The sequence below is a fragment of the Symplocastrum torsivum genome (genome assembly GCF_059505465.1).
In genome coordinates this window covers 86,056-100,316 of record NZ_JCACKQ010000133.1, presented here as the reverse complement: position 1 = coordinate 100,316, position 14,261 = coordinate 86,056, and the positions used below count along the sequence as shown (strand labels likewise).

Genomic DNA, 14,261 nt, shown 5'->3' with positions numbered 1-14,261 from the left:
TCAAAATGGGTGTTACAAAATTTGCTGAATGCGGCGGAAATCTCGTTCAACTTCTGCCCAAAGGGAACGGTTGTGCGGATCGGTACGCAGCGCTTTTTTGAGGTAAATTCTTGCCTTATCGAGTTGCCGCTCGGTAACGAGATGACGGCCCCAACTCGCATAAGCGATCGCTTGCCATTGTCGCACTTCTGGGTCTTGGGGAATACGATAGGCTAACCCTTCGACAAGTGCGATCGCTCTGGCAAATCGCTTGTGTTTTAGTAACTGCTGTAATTGCTTATAGGCATTCCACTTTAGCTGTTTTTCAATGGCTGATAGCGGTGGATTAAATGGAACAGCTCGTGGCTTACGAATCACCTTCGTTGCTGGGGCAGGACTTGGCGATACGCCAGCTGATGAAGATGGACTTGCAGCCTTAACCGTCTGGGGAGGTGGTGACACCTTATTAGCCCCAGACGGCTGGATGGTACTGAGGAGAAACTTGTAAGCCTCAGTTAACTCAATAAACTTTTCTTGGGCGAGTAGGTCTCCAGAATTGACATCAGGATGATACCGTCGTGCTAGACGCCGATAAGACGCCTTGACTTCAGCTATGGAAGCTCCATCTCTCAAACCCAACAAACGATAACAATCCGCCAGATTCATCTAAAGGAATAGCACTGATGAGGTTGACACCTTGGTAAGGGCACCCTGAGTACCGTCAAAGGCAGAATTAAGGGTCTGCCTTACCAACGTGTCTATCCTAAGATGCCCGATCCTCAATGACCCGGTCAATCAATCCGTATTCCAGCGCCTCTTGAGCTGACATGAAAAAGTCACGATCCATGTCTTTTTCAATCTTCTCAATGGTTTTACCCGTATTGTTGGCGTAGATTTGGTTGAGCTGATGGCGGATTCGTATAATCTCTCTAGCTTCAATCTCAATATCTGTGGCTTGTCCGCGTGTGCCACCTGAGGGTTGGTGGATCATAATCCGCGAGTGAGGTAAAGCTAGACGTTTGCCTTTCTTCCCAGCCGCTAGCAGGAAGGAACCCATTGAGGCGGCTAAACCGACACAAATGGTTACGACATCTGACTTGATGTGCTGCATCGTGTCAAAAATTGCCATGCCTGCGGTGACTGAACCACCAGGGGAGTTGATGTAGAGGAAAATATCTTTGCTGTTATCTTCCGAGTCCAGATAGAGCATGACAGCGATGATTTGATTGGCAATCTCATCATCAACTTCCTTGCCCAGAAAAATGATACGTTCCCGGTAGAGACGATTGTAAATGTCAATCCACTGGGTGTACTGTTCCCCTGGCATCTGGTAGGGAACTTTAGGAACGCCAATAGGCATAATTTGCTCCGAGTTTGAGTAAAGACGGTTAGTACTTCGTTTGTAGACCTAGATTTTTTGTCAGTTGCAAGGGACAACCAACTAACAAAAAGCGATAACTTGTATCTGTTAGCGTAGCGGTTCGCTAGGGAAGCCGTGAACTTAGCAGACTTGAGGTTATAAACGCCAAACCAGTAGATGTTATGGAGAAAAGGGCGTTAAGAGACACCTACAGGCAGTGGCGTAGGGAGGTCTTGAGCCTCTAGTACGCGATCAATCAGACCATACTCTTTTGCCTGATGCGGTGTCATGTACAACAGTCGATCCATATCCTTGACAAGCTTTTCTCGTTCCTGACCTGTATTACGAGAGAGGATATCAATCATCGTTGCCTTGTTTGCTAACACTTCCTGGGCGCGAATCTGGATATCTGTCGCTTGACCACGGGCATAGCTCTTGGTCTGGTGTAAGACGATCGAAGCGTTAGGTAAGCTTGCTCTATTGCCTTTTGTCCCCGCAGATAGAAGCATGGCAGCCATGCCCATTGCTGAACCAAGGCAGATCGTGTGGATGGGTGGCTTGATGTAGTTCATCGTGTCACAAATGGCAAAGGCTTCAGTTTCAAAGCCAACGGGTTCGCCATTGTAATGGGAGGTGCCAGTAGAATTGATGTAGATTCTAATCGGCTTGTCAGGGTCTTGGTACTGTAAATACAGCAGTTCAGCAATAATTAACTCGGTTACCGCTGGCACCAAGGGCATACCCAGATACACAATCCGCTCATTCAGCAACAACGAGGGTAAATCTGGCGGTGGTGTTCGGTATGTAGTATTACCGTAGTAGGTGGATTGAACAGCCTGAATCGGTATTTTCATGGTGTTTAGGGCTGCAATAATGGCGCTATCTTTAATACATAGTAGCGTGTCTAGGAACTAGTCTGTGACCGTTCTTTGAGAGGCTTCTACCGCTGTTATTGTACTAATTCGTCTACTCAATAATTGTTCGGTTATTGTCCCTCGTTATTCCGTAGTTCTAGGGTATTCCTATGAAGTTGCTATTGATATGTCTCGCTTGCTCAGGAGCTTTATGAGATGAAAGTTGGTTTGCACCCTGCTCTAAATGATGCCCATGTTGATGGCAATCAATCAAGTACTCAGCGTCAGCTATCAATCGCAATTAGTGCGATCGCGACTGGGCAAGAATCGAATGTTCCGCTAAATTTATGCCTAGTTCTTGACCATAGTGGCTCAATGCATGGACGCCCTCTGGAAACGGTGAAAAAGGCAGCGCTCAATTTGGTCGAGCGACTAAACCCAGGCGATCGCATTTCCGTCGTTGCTTTTGATCACAGAGCAAAAGTTTTAGTCAAAAATCAGACTATTGACAACTTAGATGAAGTCAAAAAACAGATTCAACGCCTTTCTGCTGATGGTGGAACAGCAATTGATGAAGGTCTAAAGCTGGGAGTTGAAGAAGTAGCAAAAGGCAAACAAGATACCGTTTCTCAAGTATTCCTACTAACGGATGGAGAGAACGAGCATGGTGACAATAAACGCTGCCTAAAATTAGCGGAACTTGCTACAGGCTATAAATTGACCTTAAATACGTTAGGATTTGGTGCTAACTGGAACCAAGACATCCTTGAAAAAATTGCTGATGTGGGTGGTGGCACACTGTCTTATATTGAACGCCCTGAACAAGCCGTTGATGAGTTTGCAAGGCTTTTCCAACGGGTTCAATCCGTACAGTTAACGAATGCCTACCTATTGTTCGATTTGATGCCCAAGGTGCGGTTAGCCGAACTTAAACCCATTGCACAAGTTGCCCCAGATACAATTGAACTGCCTGTCCAACAAGAAGGCAGTCGCTTTATTGTGCGCTTGGGAGATTTGATGACGGATGCTGAGCGAGTTATCTTGGCAAACCTGTATATTGGTCAATTACCAATGGGGCGTCAGGCGATCGCAAATGTGCAGGTTCGTTATGATGACCCAGCCGCAGGGCAAGAAAGTGTACTCTCCCAACTCGTGCCAGTAGAAGCCGATGTTCAGGGCAGCTACCAACCCGCACCCAATTCTCAAGTGCAACAAGCTATCTTGGCGTTAGCGAAATATCGGCAGACACAAATTGCTGAAGCGAAATTACAGCAAGGCGATCGTGCCGGGGCAGCAACGATGCTCCAAACAGCCGCCAAAACAGCGATCCAAATGGGCGATCAAAATGCCGCAACCGTTCTCCAAACGAGTGCAACTCGCTTGCAATCTGGCGAAGAACTCTCAGAAGCCGATCGCAAGAAGACCCGCATTGTCTCAAAAACTATTCTGCAAGAGTAGACGTGCAGGATTAGTAAGATTTCCTTGTATAGCAGTAGTCACTTAGGCTCTTGACATTAACCGGAGAAGAGCGTTCCTGCTTAAGTGAGCCTATTTGACCGAAAGCTGACCGCTGAAAGCTGACTGCTGATTGCTATAAGTGTAGGATGGGCAGCTTGTCCCGTCCTGCATTTTTTTAGGGCAGACTCCAAGCCTGCCCTATGACTTCTTCTTCGCTTTCCAGGTGCCACCGTAGAGATAATGTGGGTTATCTTGACTCAGAGAAGACCAACAGTTGTTGCACACAAAAGTCCAATCCCCATCTTCCTCGTACTTCACTCGGTAGAGAACTGCCGAGAGTTGGTGACATCCCCCACAGTCTTTACTCCGAACTGAACGCCCCATTAGTCTCAAGCAACAACCGACGCTTGCGGACGCGCAAAAATCATTCGCCCTGCTGAAGTTTGCAACGCTGAGGTTACAACAACTCGCAGTTCACCCCCGACATGGCTACGTCCCTCTTCCACAACAACCATCGTGCCATCGTTGAGATAGCCAACTCCTTGTGCGGGTTCCTTGCCTTCTTTGAGGATTTTTAGGTCAAGGCTGTCACCCGGACGGTAAATCGGACGTAGCGCTTGCGCTAAATCGTTAACGTTGAGGACTGGAACCTTCTGCAAGTTCGCAACTTTGCTGAGGTTGTAGTCGTTGGTCAACAGCGTACCGTTAATTTCCTGGGTGAAACGCACCAGTTTGGCATCGACCGTGTGAATGTCTTCGTAATCAGCGGGGTGAATGACTAAGCGTTCGGGAAAGGCTTCCTGCATCCGATTGAGGATGTCTAACCCACGACGCCCCCGAATGCGCTTTTGATCATTAGCGGCATCAGCCAGTTGCTGCAACTCTTGTAAGACAAACTGGGGTATGAGAATTTGCCCCTCGATAAAACCAGTATTGAGTAGTTCTTCGATGCGACCATCAATTATACAACTAGTATCTAGAACCTTACTCGATGCGGGTTTGAGTGTGCCTTCTGCTACCAATATGCTTTCCAAACTATTGGGGTTAATCAGCCGTAGGAAGGTACGACCGTGGGTATCAGCCAAACTAACGCCCAAAAAGGAAAACATCACACTGCCCAAAATCGCTACCAGAGGCTTGATAAAGGTAAAATCAAACGGTATTGGCAGCAAGAAGATGGGTGCAAGCATCAAGTTTGCTAACAACAACCCAAGCACTAAACCGACGGCTCTGGTTAAAATCACCTCAATCGGCATTTGGCGCACACGGGCTTCCAGCCGACGATAGGCAACCTGCACCGTTAAGCCAATAGCGAAGCCAATAATCGCCCCGAAGCCAGCCGTAATCCAGCGTAACGCCTCAAGATTGGTGACTTGGTCTTGAACAGTGACGGGTAGTAATTCAACGCTGTCGAACCCTATGCCTGCCGCTGCTAGGATAAATAAAAGAATGATGACAAAATCAAGCATTGTTCCGTTCCAAGTAATTGGTGTGGCAATTCCTTACGGAATTTCATAAACACAAAAGTGATATCCGACACTTCAGGATTATTATATCTTTCACGTCATTTCCTTTTCTTATGCCAATTGGGTTAGATAAAGCATTTAATTTATCCCTATCAGTTTCTCATCGGGAGAATCTTTGGCAATTAGAAGGTGTAACTTAGAAAGCAAGTGCTTACTGAATCATGCTTGTATCCTCCTTATTAGAAATGCGATCGCCCTTTGGCGCAAATTTTAGCTCCGGCAGTTTAATCGTGAAATCCGTCAAAAAACTCATTTAATTCATAAGTGTTAATCAAGCATCACGATTGGCTTAACAATTAAAGTTTTTCTGTAAAACAAAAGTGTCAAATCGATTACATCAATCTGAGGAAGTTTTTGGTTCAGTAACTCCCACTTCTGCCTACATTCATATTCCCTTCTGCCGTCGCCGATGCTACTACTGTGATTTTCCAGTTTCGGTGGTGGGAGATAAAGCAACAGGCAGTACATCGGGTACGATTGAGCAATATGTCGAGGTGTTGAGTCAGGAAATCGAAGCAACACCACGCTTGAGCCGTGATTTAGAAACAGTATTCTTCGGTGGTGGCACACCTTCGCTGTTATCCGTGGAACAGCTAAAGCACATTCTAGAAATACTAGAGCAGGGCTTTGGTATTGCGGCTGAGGCTGAGATTTCTATGGAAATGGACCCAGGAACATTTAGCTTACAACAGCTAAAGGGATACCAGGAAGCTGGAGTTAATCGAGTTAGCTTAGGTGTTCAAGCCTTTCAGGATAAATTGCTTAATGCCTGTGGGCGATCGCACAATTCTATTGATATCTTCGCAGCTATTGAACTCCTACACCAGGTAGAGATTTCCGACTTCAGCTTGGACTTAATCTCTGGGTTACCCCATCAAACGTTAGAGCAGTGGCAGGAATCCTTGGAGACAGCGGCTAATCTTGCTCCTACCCACATTTCTTGTTACGACCTAATTATTGAGCCAGTTACTGCTTTTGGGCGCCAGTATGCTCCCGGAGTGAAGCCTTTGCCAACTGATGAAACGGCTGCCAAGATGTACCGTCTTGCCCAGCAAATCCTAACGAGTGCAGGTTACGAGCATTATGAAATTTCCAACTATGCCCTATCCGGCAGAGTGTGCCGTCATAATCGAGTTTATTGGGAAAACCGTGCCTACTACGGCTTTGGGATGGGCGCAGCTAGCTATGTGCAAGGACAGCGATTCACCCGTCCCCGTACAAGACGAGAGTATTACGCCTGGGTGCAACAGCTAATTGACGCAGGTGGTGTTCTAGATAGCCAAGAAACCTCAGCGGTAGATGTTCTGCTAGAAACTTTAATGCTAGGGCTACGCTTAGCAGAGGGTTTGAGCTTAGATAAACTGAGGAACCAGTTTGGGGAGAAGACCTTAAAAGAGATTTGGACTAGTCTACAGCCACATTACAGACGTGGTTGGGTGGAAGTGCTGAACACTTCGGGGGAAGTTGTTGAGGATGCACAAGCCGTACCAACGACAGGTCAACTCCGGCTAAGTGACCCAGAGGGATTCTTGTTTTCCAATACAGTTCTTGCAGATTTGTTTAGCCAGCTAAGTTAGGATCGAGCAAATATCGACTAGCAAATTTTTTCACTATTGGATATTCTTTTGGCTTAGTTAGTCAAAAGGTTGATTGAGCGGGAAATTCAAAACTTTTACTTTTGCCTATACATCCGGAGTAACTGGCAGCACATATGTATTAGGTATGAATATTTCTCGTGATGAGTCTGCCCCCAAGATGACTAAGTATTACTCAATGAACCAGGCAGCTGGGTACAGTATCGTTACGCTGATGGATAAAGATCAGATTGCGGCATTGGGGGCTTCCCTACGACAGATTGATCAAAAATTATTGACCCCAGCGAAGGAGGAGGGCATCACTAGAGTTTGGTATCAAGGTGGAGAGCCTTATTTTGATGTGTTTGTGGAACTACGCCAAGGCAAAATTCAGTGGTTTCAGTTCACATTGCGCGGCAAATCGATCTCGTGGAATCCAGAACATTCTGGCTGGCAAAGTGGAACGACGAATGAATTACGTGCTGATGATATTACCTTCTATCCAGCCAGCAAAGTAATTGAGAACGATAAGCACCCAGATTGGGAGTTCATTCAATTAGTCCGCTCAATCCTAGAAACTCGTGCTGGTGAAGATATATTTGACCAGATCCTGGCGCTGTTTGACACTGAAAATTAACCCTTGGATGACTCTAAACGCTGACTGCTGATTGCTAAGAACTTCTTTCTTTTAACCTTGTTCTGTAATAATGGCTATCTGTGTCAATTAGGGGAAAGGAGGGTATTCAATGGCTGGTAGTCAAGTGGGTGCAGATCTGTGGGTAAGCGAGTACATCACGCCTTGGGATATGTATGTTCACGGTGTAACCAAAGTTCTGGCTTACAAGAAAACGGCATTCCAGGAAATGTACATCGTTGAAACAGGTGCTTATGGCAAAGGACTGGTTTTGGATGGTAAGTGGCAATCTTGTACAGGTGATGAGTTTCTCTACCATGAGCCTTTAGTACATCCAGCCATGATTTGCCATTCTTCACCTCGCAATGTTCTTGTTTTAGGAGGTGGAGAAGGCGCTACAGTACGGGAAATTCTGCGCTGGAAGACAGTTGAGCAGGTAATGATGGTGGACATTGATGGTGAGGTGGTAGAAGCTTGCCGCGAACACATGCCGGAGATGCACCAAGGGGCTTTCGATGACCCACGTACTAATTTAGTGATTGGTGACGCTTTAGAAGTTTTGGACACGACGGAGCAGAAGTGGGATATTGTCATCTCAGATCTTTCTGACCCAATTGAAGAGGGGCCATCGTTTCAGCTATTTACAAAAGAGTATTTTGAAAAAGCTCAGCGAGTTCTGGCACCGGGAGGCTATTTTGTGCTGCAAGCTGGCCCTGTTGCCCCTGTGGAACTAACTCTCCATGCTCGTCTGGTAAACACTCTAAAAGCTGTGTTCCCGAATGTGCATTCCTACGCTTCTCATACTCCTACCTACGGCTCACCTTGGGGGTTTGCAATTGGTACAGCAGAAGCGATCGCAACTCAACCTGATCCAGATGCCACGAACCAATTGCTAGAATAAAAAACGACGGGTGGCTTACGCTTAATTGATGGCATGAGTCTGTTAGGAATCATGCAAACGCCGGCATACATTCGTAAAGCGATCGCAGCAGAAACCCAAGTTTATACCATCAAAGAACCCCCGAAATTCTTTGGTAAAGGAGCGCTTGGACAATAATCACTGCAATTTCTTCCTTTGTTAGAAGTGAGTAGGGAATGGGAACTGGGAATGATTAGAGTATTACTTTCCTAGCTTTCCCTACTCTTGGAGGTGAGAAGTTGAAGCTAGATTGGCTGGAACTACATATCCCGAATGTATCTTTTTTAACAAGCTGATTTAACATAAACCCCTACCGTCGGTATATATGAGCAAGCTTTAGTAGCAGTTAAATTTTGATCAATGTCTAATTGCAGCCTCAAGAGTAGCGTTGCTTAATAAGGAAAGAAATTAAGCAGCGCTTATTTTTTTGCTGTTACTAGAGCCATAAAACTCCTGGTCTAAGTTGGATAAAGCGATCGCTGAGAGTGGTGTGATCGCTTTTTTCTGATACTTCTAGCTTCTCCAATTAGAAAAGCTCGTATAATTCATAACACATTGATTTAAACTAAAGCCTTTCGTTTGATATAAGTAAGCCATTTAAGGACATTGTTAAATGAATATGTATGTAATGAAGTTTGCGATCACTTTTTGGTTGGACTTGGGTGATCGCTTTTCCTAGATGATTTAGAGCTAATGTGCAATTCTATTTCTTGATTTGTTTTCAGTAAAACAGTACTCACTACTTGATTACCTCTTAAACCCATCTTGCACAGCCATTTTCTTTCATGAGGTGCAATGAAATGCACCTCAAAGGTGGGATTTCAAGGCAGTCACAGTCAGAGTAGAGTATTTTTGTAATTTCGATTCAGTAGTGAGTATCATGCCTGAACAAGAAGATCAAACAGCAAAAGAAACTGCTAACGAAGGGGATTCTGAGGAGCTACCTCAAGGAGTTACCGAATCCTATGGAACAGGTGTTCAGCAAGAGCCAGGGCTAAACGTCGGTGGTCGAACGATGCGTGATCGCATGGATCAGTACACATCGACTGGCCCAGAGCTAACGGGGGGTGATGTAGATGCTCGTTGGGATCAGGCTCATCTAGTGGGTGACGAAGCAGTGGGGGGAACTGTCGCTACTCCCGATCAGAATGTTGTTGAGGAACTAGGAGCTGCTGTTGGTATTGATTATGACGACAGGGTACCTCTCCAGACAGTAGACATTCTTGATGAGCGTGATGACAGCAGATGGGAATTAGATCCCTTGTCTTCTGAAGATTACCAGGAGCATCGGGATTGATAGCTTACTCTACCTAAATGAACATAGCAGTTAGCGGTCAGCTATCAGCCATCAGCTTTTTTGTTTTCCTCATTTTGACGCTTATTTCACAGCCCTTAACTGTACGTCATACATGTGAGAACTGCTATAGACTTCATTTGAGAGTAGGCAGTAAAGAAGGGTGATTCAGGGAATTTTTCAAGAAGTCTAATCCGGATTCAGGTTGCATTTCGGGGCAACGGTTAAAAGGCTTTCAGAAAGTACCTTTGACCTTCCCCCTTTGCCCTTGAACCTGAAACGATACTTTGCCATTGCTATTTAATAGCTCGTCAGCTTATTAAACTCATACCCATAGGAAATTTTACGATGGTGTTGCAAGGAGTAATTTTAGATGTCGATGGCACGCTCGTACTGAGCAATGATGCCCACGCCCAAGCCTATGTTGATGCATTTGCAGAATTGGGCTATGACGTGCCATTTGAGAAAATTCGACCGCTAATTGGTATGGGTAGCGATCAGTTGGTACCTCAAGTAGTGCCAGAACTCAAAGATGATGAAGGGAAGGTAAAAGCCATCAGTGAGCGGCGCAAAGAACTCATCATCAGTCATTATGGATCGACACTTTCCCCAACTAATGGTGCAAGGCAATTGGTACTGCACATGCAGCAGGCTGGACTCCGGCTAATGATTGCTAGCTCAGCCACAAGCGAAGAAATGGAAATTTTGCTCAAAGCTGCCCAGGTTGACGACTTACTTAAAGAAGTAACGACATCAAGTGATGCTGAAGCTTCTAAACCTGAACCAGATATTGTGGAAGCAGCATTGAAAAAATTACAAATGGAGCCATCGCAGGTTTTGATGATTGGTGATACACCCTACGATATCCAGTCAGCGGGTGCAGCAGGAGTGGAGGTCATTGCGGTACGCTGCGGTGGCTTTGATGACACTGCACTAGCGGGGGCTAAGGCAATTTACGATGATCCTGCTGATGTATTAGCTCATTACGCCGATTCGTCACTCAGCAAAGCTGCATAAGCTGAATAACAGTGACTTAAGGAAACCGTAGGTTGGGTTGAGCGATAGCTTACCCAACTAATCTATTATCCTGTTGGTAAGCTGTTGTGTATCTCGCATTGCATTGCATAGTCAGATACGGGGTTAAAGGGAAGGGACTGTCGTCAATCTACTTTGACCTTTGACATTTGACCTTTGACCTTTTCCCTCAAACCACTTGCTTGATTAGTGCAAGTTAAAGCAAGGCAGCTTAACACTCACCTCAACTCAACCTACAAAGCTAGCAACTGGAGCTTTTTTCACTGCCATTGTGCATAAGCTAATGTGCATTCAAATTGCCTAGAGGTAACAGGCAAATAGCTCTCTAGTCTTAGTTTCCCGATTTGGAATTTTGAATTGCTTAATAGTCTACCCCATAAGTTTGGAAACTATTCAGGAGAATTCACGCCCTGTTTTAACCGCAAAAAGGCATTAATCCTTGCCATTAACTCATCATAATCAATGGGCTTACGGATAAAGTCATTGGCTCCTAAATTTAATCCTTCTGGAACATTAGCATTCTCATAAGCCGTGATTAAGATGATAGGAATAAATGGTAGTTTTTTATTTTGCCTAATCCGTCGAGTGACTTCATAACCATCCATTCCGGGCATCATGGCATCAAGTAATACTAAATCAGGTGGGGAAGCTTCTATCTTTGCTAAGGCGGATTTGCCGTTTTTAGCACTATCAACCTCATATCCTTCTTCCGTCAACATCGACTGAAGTAGAAACACGTTATCCTCTATATCATCTACAACCAGAATGCGCTTAGCTTGTTGAGTTCGGCGTTGAGATTGAAAAGACAACATAGAATTAAGCCTCCCTGTGGGAAAAATGTCAATAAAATTGCTTTGGTTTGTAGTCCTGTAGATAGAGGGTATCTGTAACAGAAAAAATTTTCTTCCTCCTGTTTAATGATCTACACAGCAAAAAAAACTATCCCAAATTCAGAGTCTAAGCCTGTGGTGTAAGCTGTTGAAGTTGTCTTCCGAGCCAATTAGAACCCATCGCTATGCACTGAGGACAGATATCACCATAGCTATCACCCTGCTCGTTGCAAACAATCAGTCTTGCTTCTTTCAGCTCAAATTGCTCATCGCATGTTAAGCAAGTTTGGTGAGTTTTAAAAAAACTGTTGCATTCAATTTGAAACTGCATACATTTCTCTTCCTAAGTCAATTGATGCACTATTTTCATTGAAGAAAGAAATCTCTATCTGTTAAAAAGTATACTAACTCGCTTTTTCTTCAACTTCTACCCAAGGAAACAGGTTTAACGTTAATCTAGCTTGTAATCATGAACACAAATAATCTTTGAACCTATGCCAAAACAGTAGCTTCAGCTAGCCACCTATATCTATTTGACATAGAGAATACTGAAAATTCTTTATTTAAGCTTATCAATTTCATCAATAAAACTGAAGATAATCGGTGCCAACTTCTCTGGGCAGAACATACTCCATTCATGGTACTCTCCTGCTAGAACATAACATTGTTGAGATAAAGCTTTCTAAGTAAGTCTCAATTGATACAGCCCATCCCGGCAAAAACAGGATATGAGTAGAGGTTGAAGTTATCCCTCCTGCCCAGTAAAAAATTGTAAAATCATCTAAATCAACTTGTTTTTCAATCAGTTGGCTTTCCTGGTTCAAAGTCAACTTAACAGGTGATAAAAACTAAGCAAGATATGTATCAGACTTAGCTTGTTTCTAGTAATTGTTTAAGACAAATTTCCTCTAGAAACTGAGTTAATCTAGCACCCGCCTCCAAACTCCTTTAAATAAAGCCTCTTGTTCAGCCGAGCCGCTTAACTGCTCAAGAAACAGCACTAACTGAGGTGCCTCCTTTGGAGATACACCAGCACGGATAAGATTTCTCTGACGAATCTGTTCTTGAACTGGATTTCTCCCTTGGGCAATAAGTTCCAAATATTCCTCATCAGACATGCCTAAGTCTAAAAGTTCAGGCACGGTTGTTATTCTCCTTGTTATTATTGTCTTTTGGATTTCCTAAATGAATGTAAGAGTAAGCCTGGGAGTTTTTAACCGGGAGGCAAGACATTAATATTAAAGATTCTTCTCACAAGCTTGACGCAAAGGAGCAATCTAAAAGAAATGCTGTTGTCCTTCCCGTGTAAAAGCTCCCAGGAGACGTTACCGAGGTTACGATTTGTTGTCCTTACTCAAGGTAATGGCTACTGTTTTCCTTAGCTTCTAGCTGAGGAATGGGCTTCTTGTTAAATTAGCCTGTAATATTGGATACAACCTTAACAACTGAATGTCAAAAATCTTGACAAACGCCAGAGACGTGTGCTGGCTAAAATCAAGATATGATGACACACCGATACAACAAACAACAGATCGAAGCGTTCGCCCAATCGGTTCTGAACGACGGACATTGTGTGTTGCCTAATCACTTCTCCCCAGCAACACTCAATTCTTGGCGTGAGGCTTTCACGCCTTTGCTAGAGGATCATATCGAGCGCGAAGGCAAACTGCGTAATCGAGGTCCTAACCGTTATTATGTTACGTTGCCCTTCGCCGCGCCCTTTGCCGACCCTAGTATTTACGAAGATGAGGATATTTTAGCGATCGCAAAACTACTGGTAGGCGAAGACATGGTAATGTGCCAACTGGCGACAGACACGCCATTACTAGGGTCTGACTATCAAGTAGTACATCGGGATGCGCCGCCACTCTTCCCGGAAACAGGTATGGAGACACCGCCTTTCCAGATTGCCATTAACTTTCCCCTCGTGGATGTAACCGTTGAAAACGGACCGTTTGAGACGACACGCGGTACGCACATGATGTCGAAAGAGGAAGGACTGCGCCGCCTGGAGTCGGGTGAAATTAAATTAGAACCAATCCCGATGCAACTAGGCGATGTGATGATTCGCGATGTCCGAGCTTTGCACCGAGGTACCCCTAATTACACACAAACACCACGCCCAATGGTAGTCATTGGCTATAGCCGCCGCTGGCTGTATCGTCCTGAGGTGTCCATTCAAATCCCGCGTGCTGCCCTCGATACACTTTCCGAACGCGCCCGCCACTTGTTACGCTTCAATCCGATTGTCGAATCCCTTGAGGACAAACCAGATGCTGAGGTTTATCAATCGTTTGCTTACTAGGTTGTAGGTTGTCGGTTGTAGGGAAAATCAGTTCACACCTAGCACCTAGCTCTAGTTTGAAGTAAACATACTTTTAGCTTTAATTATGTTACTTTAGCTACAAATTCAATAAATTCTTTATTGGTATAGCCCCGGTCGATACTGGGGCTATTTTATGCAATTAGATAGATGCGGTATAAGCTTGTACTGCTAGTCACAAGCTCAATTAACCTTAATTATTTCTTTAGGCATAAAAAGTCTAAATCGTGAGATAGAAGTCAGGCGCAGTAATAACCGCTATGCTAACGAGAGTGATAGCCGATTTTAAGAAGGGCAAAGCTCCCTAAAAGTTTTTAAAGGACAAAAGAAAACAGCGATTCTTTTTAGGCATGGGCAACATGTCGCTGTTTTCAACTTATTCCTCAGTGTCTAGCTAAGGAGCGAGAAATGGCTTGGGCTAACTTTAGCCTTCATTTCACATAACCACTCTTAAAAAATTCACTTCCATAAACAC

The 14,261-nt window shown here is 44.6% G+C and carries 13 protein-coding genes and 1 pseudogene; 7 read left to right on the top strand and 7 right to left on the bottom strand.

What is annotated here, in order from left to right; all coding sequences use genetic code 11:
- Positions 1-12 precede the first annotated feature (12 nt).
- From AC5JL3_RS34320 to AC5JL3_RS34310, 3 genes are all read right to left on the bottom strand, one after another.
- Complete coding sequence (locus AC5JL3_RS34320; protein WP_496078719.1) at positions 13-645, bottom strand: J domain-containing protein; 633 nt, start codon at positions 643-645, stop codon at positions 13-15.
- Positions 646-742: 97 nt separating this feature from the next.
- Positions 743-1,339, bottom strand: a complete 597-nt coding sequence (locus tag AC5JL3_RS34315; protein WP_277927596.1) for an ATP-dependent Clp protease proteolytic subunit — start codon at positions 1,337-1,339, stop codon at positions 743-745.
- A gap of 197 nt (positions 1,340-1,536) precedes the next feature.
- Positions 1,537-2,193, bottom strand: a complete 657-nt coding sequence (locus tag AC5JL3_RS34310; protein ID WP_496078718.1) for an ATP-dependent Clp protease proteolytic subunit — start codon at positions 2,191-2,193, stop codon at positions 1,537-1,539.
- Between the two features lie 216 nt (positions 2,194-2,409).
- Here AC5JL3_RS34310 and AC5JL3_RS34305 point away from each other — a divergent pair, with 216 nt between their 5' ends.
- Positions 2,410-3,651, top strand: a complete 1,242-nt coding sequence (locus AC5JL3_RS34305; protein ID WP_192220210.1) for a vWA domain-containing protein — start codon at positions 2,410-2,412, stop codon at positions 3,649-3,651.
- 198 nt (positions 3,652-3,849) lie between these two features.
- Here AC5JL3_RS34305 and AC5JL3_RS34300 read toward each other — a convergent pair whose 3' ends face one another.
- Positions 3,850-4,035, bottom strand: coding sequence for a DUF8622 domain-containing protein (locus AC5JL3_RS34300; protein WP_496078717.1), 186 nt, complete (start codon positions 4,033-4,035; stop codon positions 3,850-3,852).
- A gap of 5 nt (positions 4,036-4,040) precedes the next feature.
- Positions 4,041-5,120 carry a PIN/TRAM domain-containing protein gene (locus tag AC5JL3_RS34295; RefSeq protein WP_192220212.1) on the bottom strand — a complete coding sequence of 360 codons (1,080 nt, stop codon included), beginning with the start codon at positions 5,118-5,120 and terminating at the stop codon, positions 4,041-4,043.
- A gap of 377 nt (positions 5,121-5,497) precedes the next feature.
- On the opposite strand from AC5JL3_RS34295, the gene hemW reads away from it, so the two are divergent.
- The 5 genes and pseudogenes from hemW to AC5JL3_RS34270 all read left to right on the top strand — a co-directional run bounded on the left by hemW (position 5,498) and on the right by AC5JL3_RS34270 (position 10,615).
- Entirely contained in the window at positions 5,498-6,754 is a 1,257-nt protein-coding gene (hemW, locus tag AC5JL3_RS34290) for a radical SAM family heme chaperone HemW (protein ID WP_496078716.1), read from the top strand.
- A 145-nt stretch (positions 6,755-6,899) separates the two neighbouring features.
- Positions 6,900-7,388 (top strand): hypothetical protein, encoded by a 489-nt coding sequence (locus AC5JL3_RS34285; RefSeq protein WP_496078715.1) that lies wholly within the window; start codon positions 6,900-6,902, stop codon positions 7,386-7,388.
- 109 nt (positions 7,389-7,497) lie between these two features.
- Positions 7,498-8,442: pseudogene (locus AC5JL3_RS34280) on the top strand (fused MFS/spermidine synthase).
- 742 nt (positions 8,443-9,184) lie between these two features.
- Complete coding sequence (locus AC5JL3_RS34275) at positions 9,185-9,601, top strand: DUF6335 family protein (RefSeq protein ID WP_496078714.1); 417 nt, start codon at positions 9,185-9,187, stop codon at positions 9,599-9,601.
- 345 nt (positions 9,602-9,946) lie between these two features.
- A complete protein-coding gene (locus tag AC5JL3_RS34270) occupies positions 9,947-10,615 on the top strand; it encodes an HAD family hydrolase (RefSeq protein WP_496078713.1) in 669 nt (222 codons plus the stop codon).
- 407 nt (positions 10,616-11,022) lie between these two features.
- Here AC5JL3_RS34270 and AC5JL3_RS34265 read toward each other — a convergent pair whose 3' ends face one another.
- Both AC5JL3_RS34265 and AC5JL3_RS34260 read right to left on the bottom strand, forming a co-directional pair.
- Positions 11,023-11,445: a response regulator gene (locus AC5JL3_RS34265; protein ID WP_496078712.1), complete on the bottom strand. Its 423-nt coding sequence runs from the start codon at positions 11,443-11,445 to the stop codon at positions 11,023-11,025.
- Between the two features lie 938 nt (positions 11,446-12,383).
- Complete coding sequence (locus AC5JL3_RS34260) at positions 12,384-12,605, bottom strand: hypothetical protein (RefSeq protein WP_496078711.1); 222 nt, start codon at positions 12,603-12,605, stop codon at positions 12,384-12,386.
- Between the two features lie 359 nt (positions 12,606-12,964).
- Here AC5JL3_RS34260 and AC5JL3_RS34255 point away from each other — a divergent pair, with 359 nt between their 5' ends.
- A complete protein-coding gene (locus AC5JL3_RS34255) occupies positions 12,965-13,768 on the top strand; it encodes a phytanoyl-CoA dioxygenase family protein (protein ID WP_496078710.1) in 804 nt (267 codons plus the stop codon).
- The last annotated feature ends 493 nt before the right edge of the window (positions 13,769-14,261 follow it).

Coding starts and splice junctions, on each gene's coding strand:
- AC5JL3_RS34320 (WP_496078719.1), bottom strand. CDS start 645: ATGAATCTGGCGGATTGTTATCGTTTGTTGGGTTTGAGAGATGGAGCT.
- AC5JL3_RS34315 (WP_277927596.1), bottom strand. CDS start 1,339: ATGCCTATTGGCGTTCCTAAAGTTCCCTACCAGATGCCAGGGGAACAG.
- AC5JL3_RS34310 (WP_496078718.1), bottom strand. CDS start 2,193: ATGAAAATACCGATTCAGGCTGTTCAATCCACCTACTACGGTAATACT.
- AC5JL3_RS34305 (WP_192220210.1), top strand. CDS start 2,410: ATGAAAGTTGGTTTGCACCCTGCTCTAAATGATGCCCATGTTGATGGC.
- AC5JL3_RS34300 (WP_496078717.1), bottom strand. CDS start 4,035: ATGGGGCGTTCAGTTCGGAGTAAAGACTGTGGGGGATGTCACCAACTC.
- AC5JL3_RS34295 (WP_192220212.1), bottom strand. CDS start 5,120: ATGCTTGATTTTGTCATCATTCTTTTATTTATCCTAGCAGCGGCAGGC.
- AC5JL3_RS34285 (WP_496078715.1), top strand. CDS start 6,900: ATGAATATTTCTCGTGATGAGTCTGCCCCCAAGATGACTAAGTATTAC.
- AC5JL3_RS34275 (WP_496078714.1), top strand. CDS start 9,185: ATGCCTGAACAAGAAGATCAAACAGCAAAAGAAACTGCTAACGAAGGG.
- AC5JL3_RS34270 (WP_496078713.1), top strand. CDS start 9,947: ATGGTGTTGCAAGGAGTAATTTTAGATGTCGATGGCACGCTCGTACTG.
- AC5JL3_RS34265 (WP_496078712.1), bottom strand. CDS start 11,445: ATGTTGTCTTTTCAATCTCAACGCCGAACTCAACAAGCTAAGCGCATT.
- AC5JL3_RS34255 (WP_496078710.1), top strand. CDS start 12,965: ATGATGACACACCGATACAACAAACAACAGATCGAAGCGTTCGCCCAA.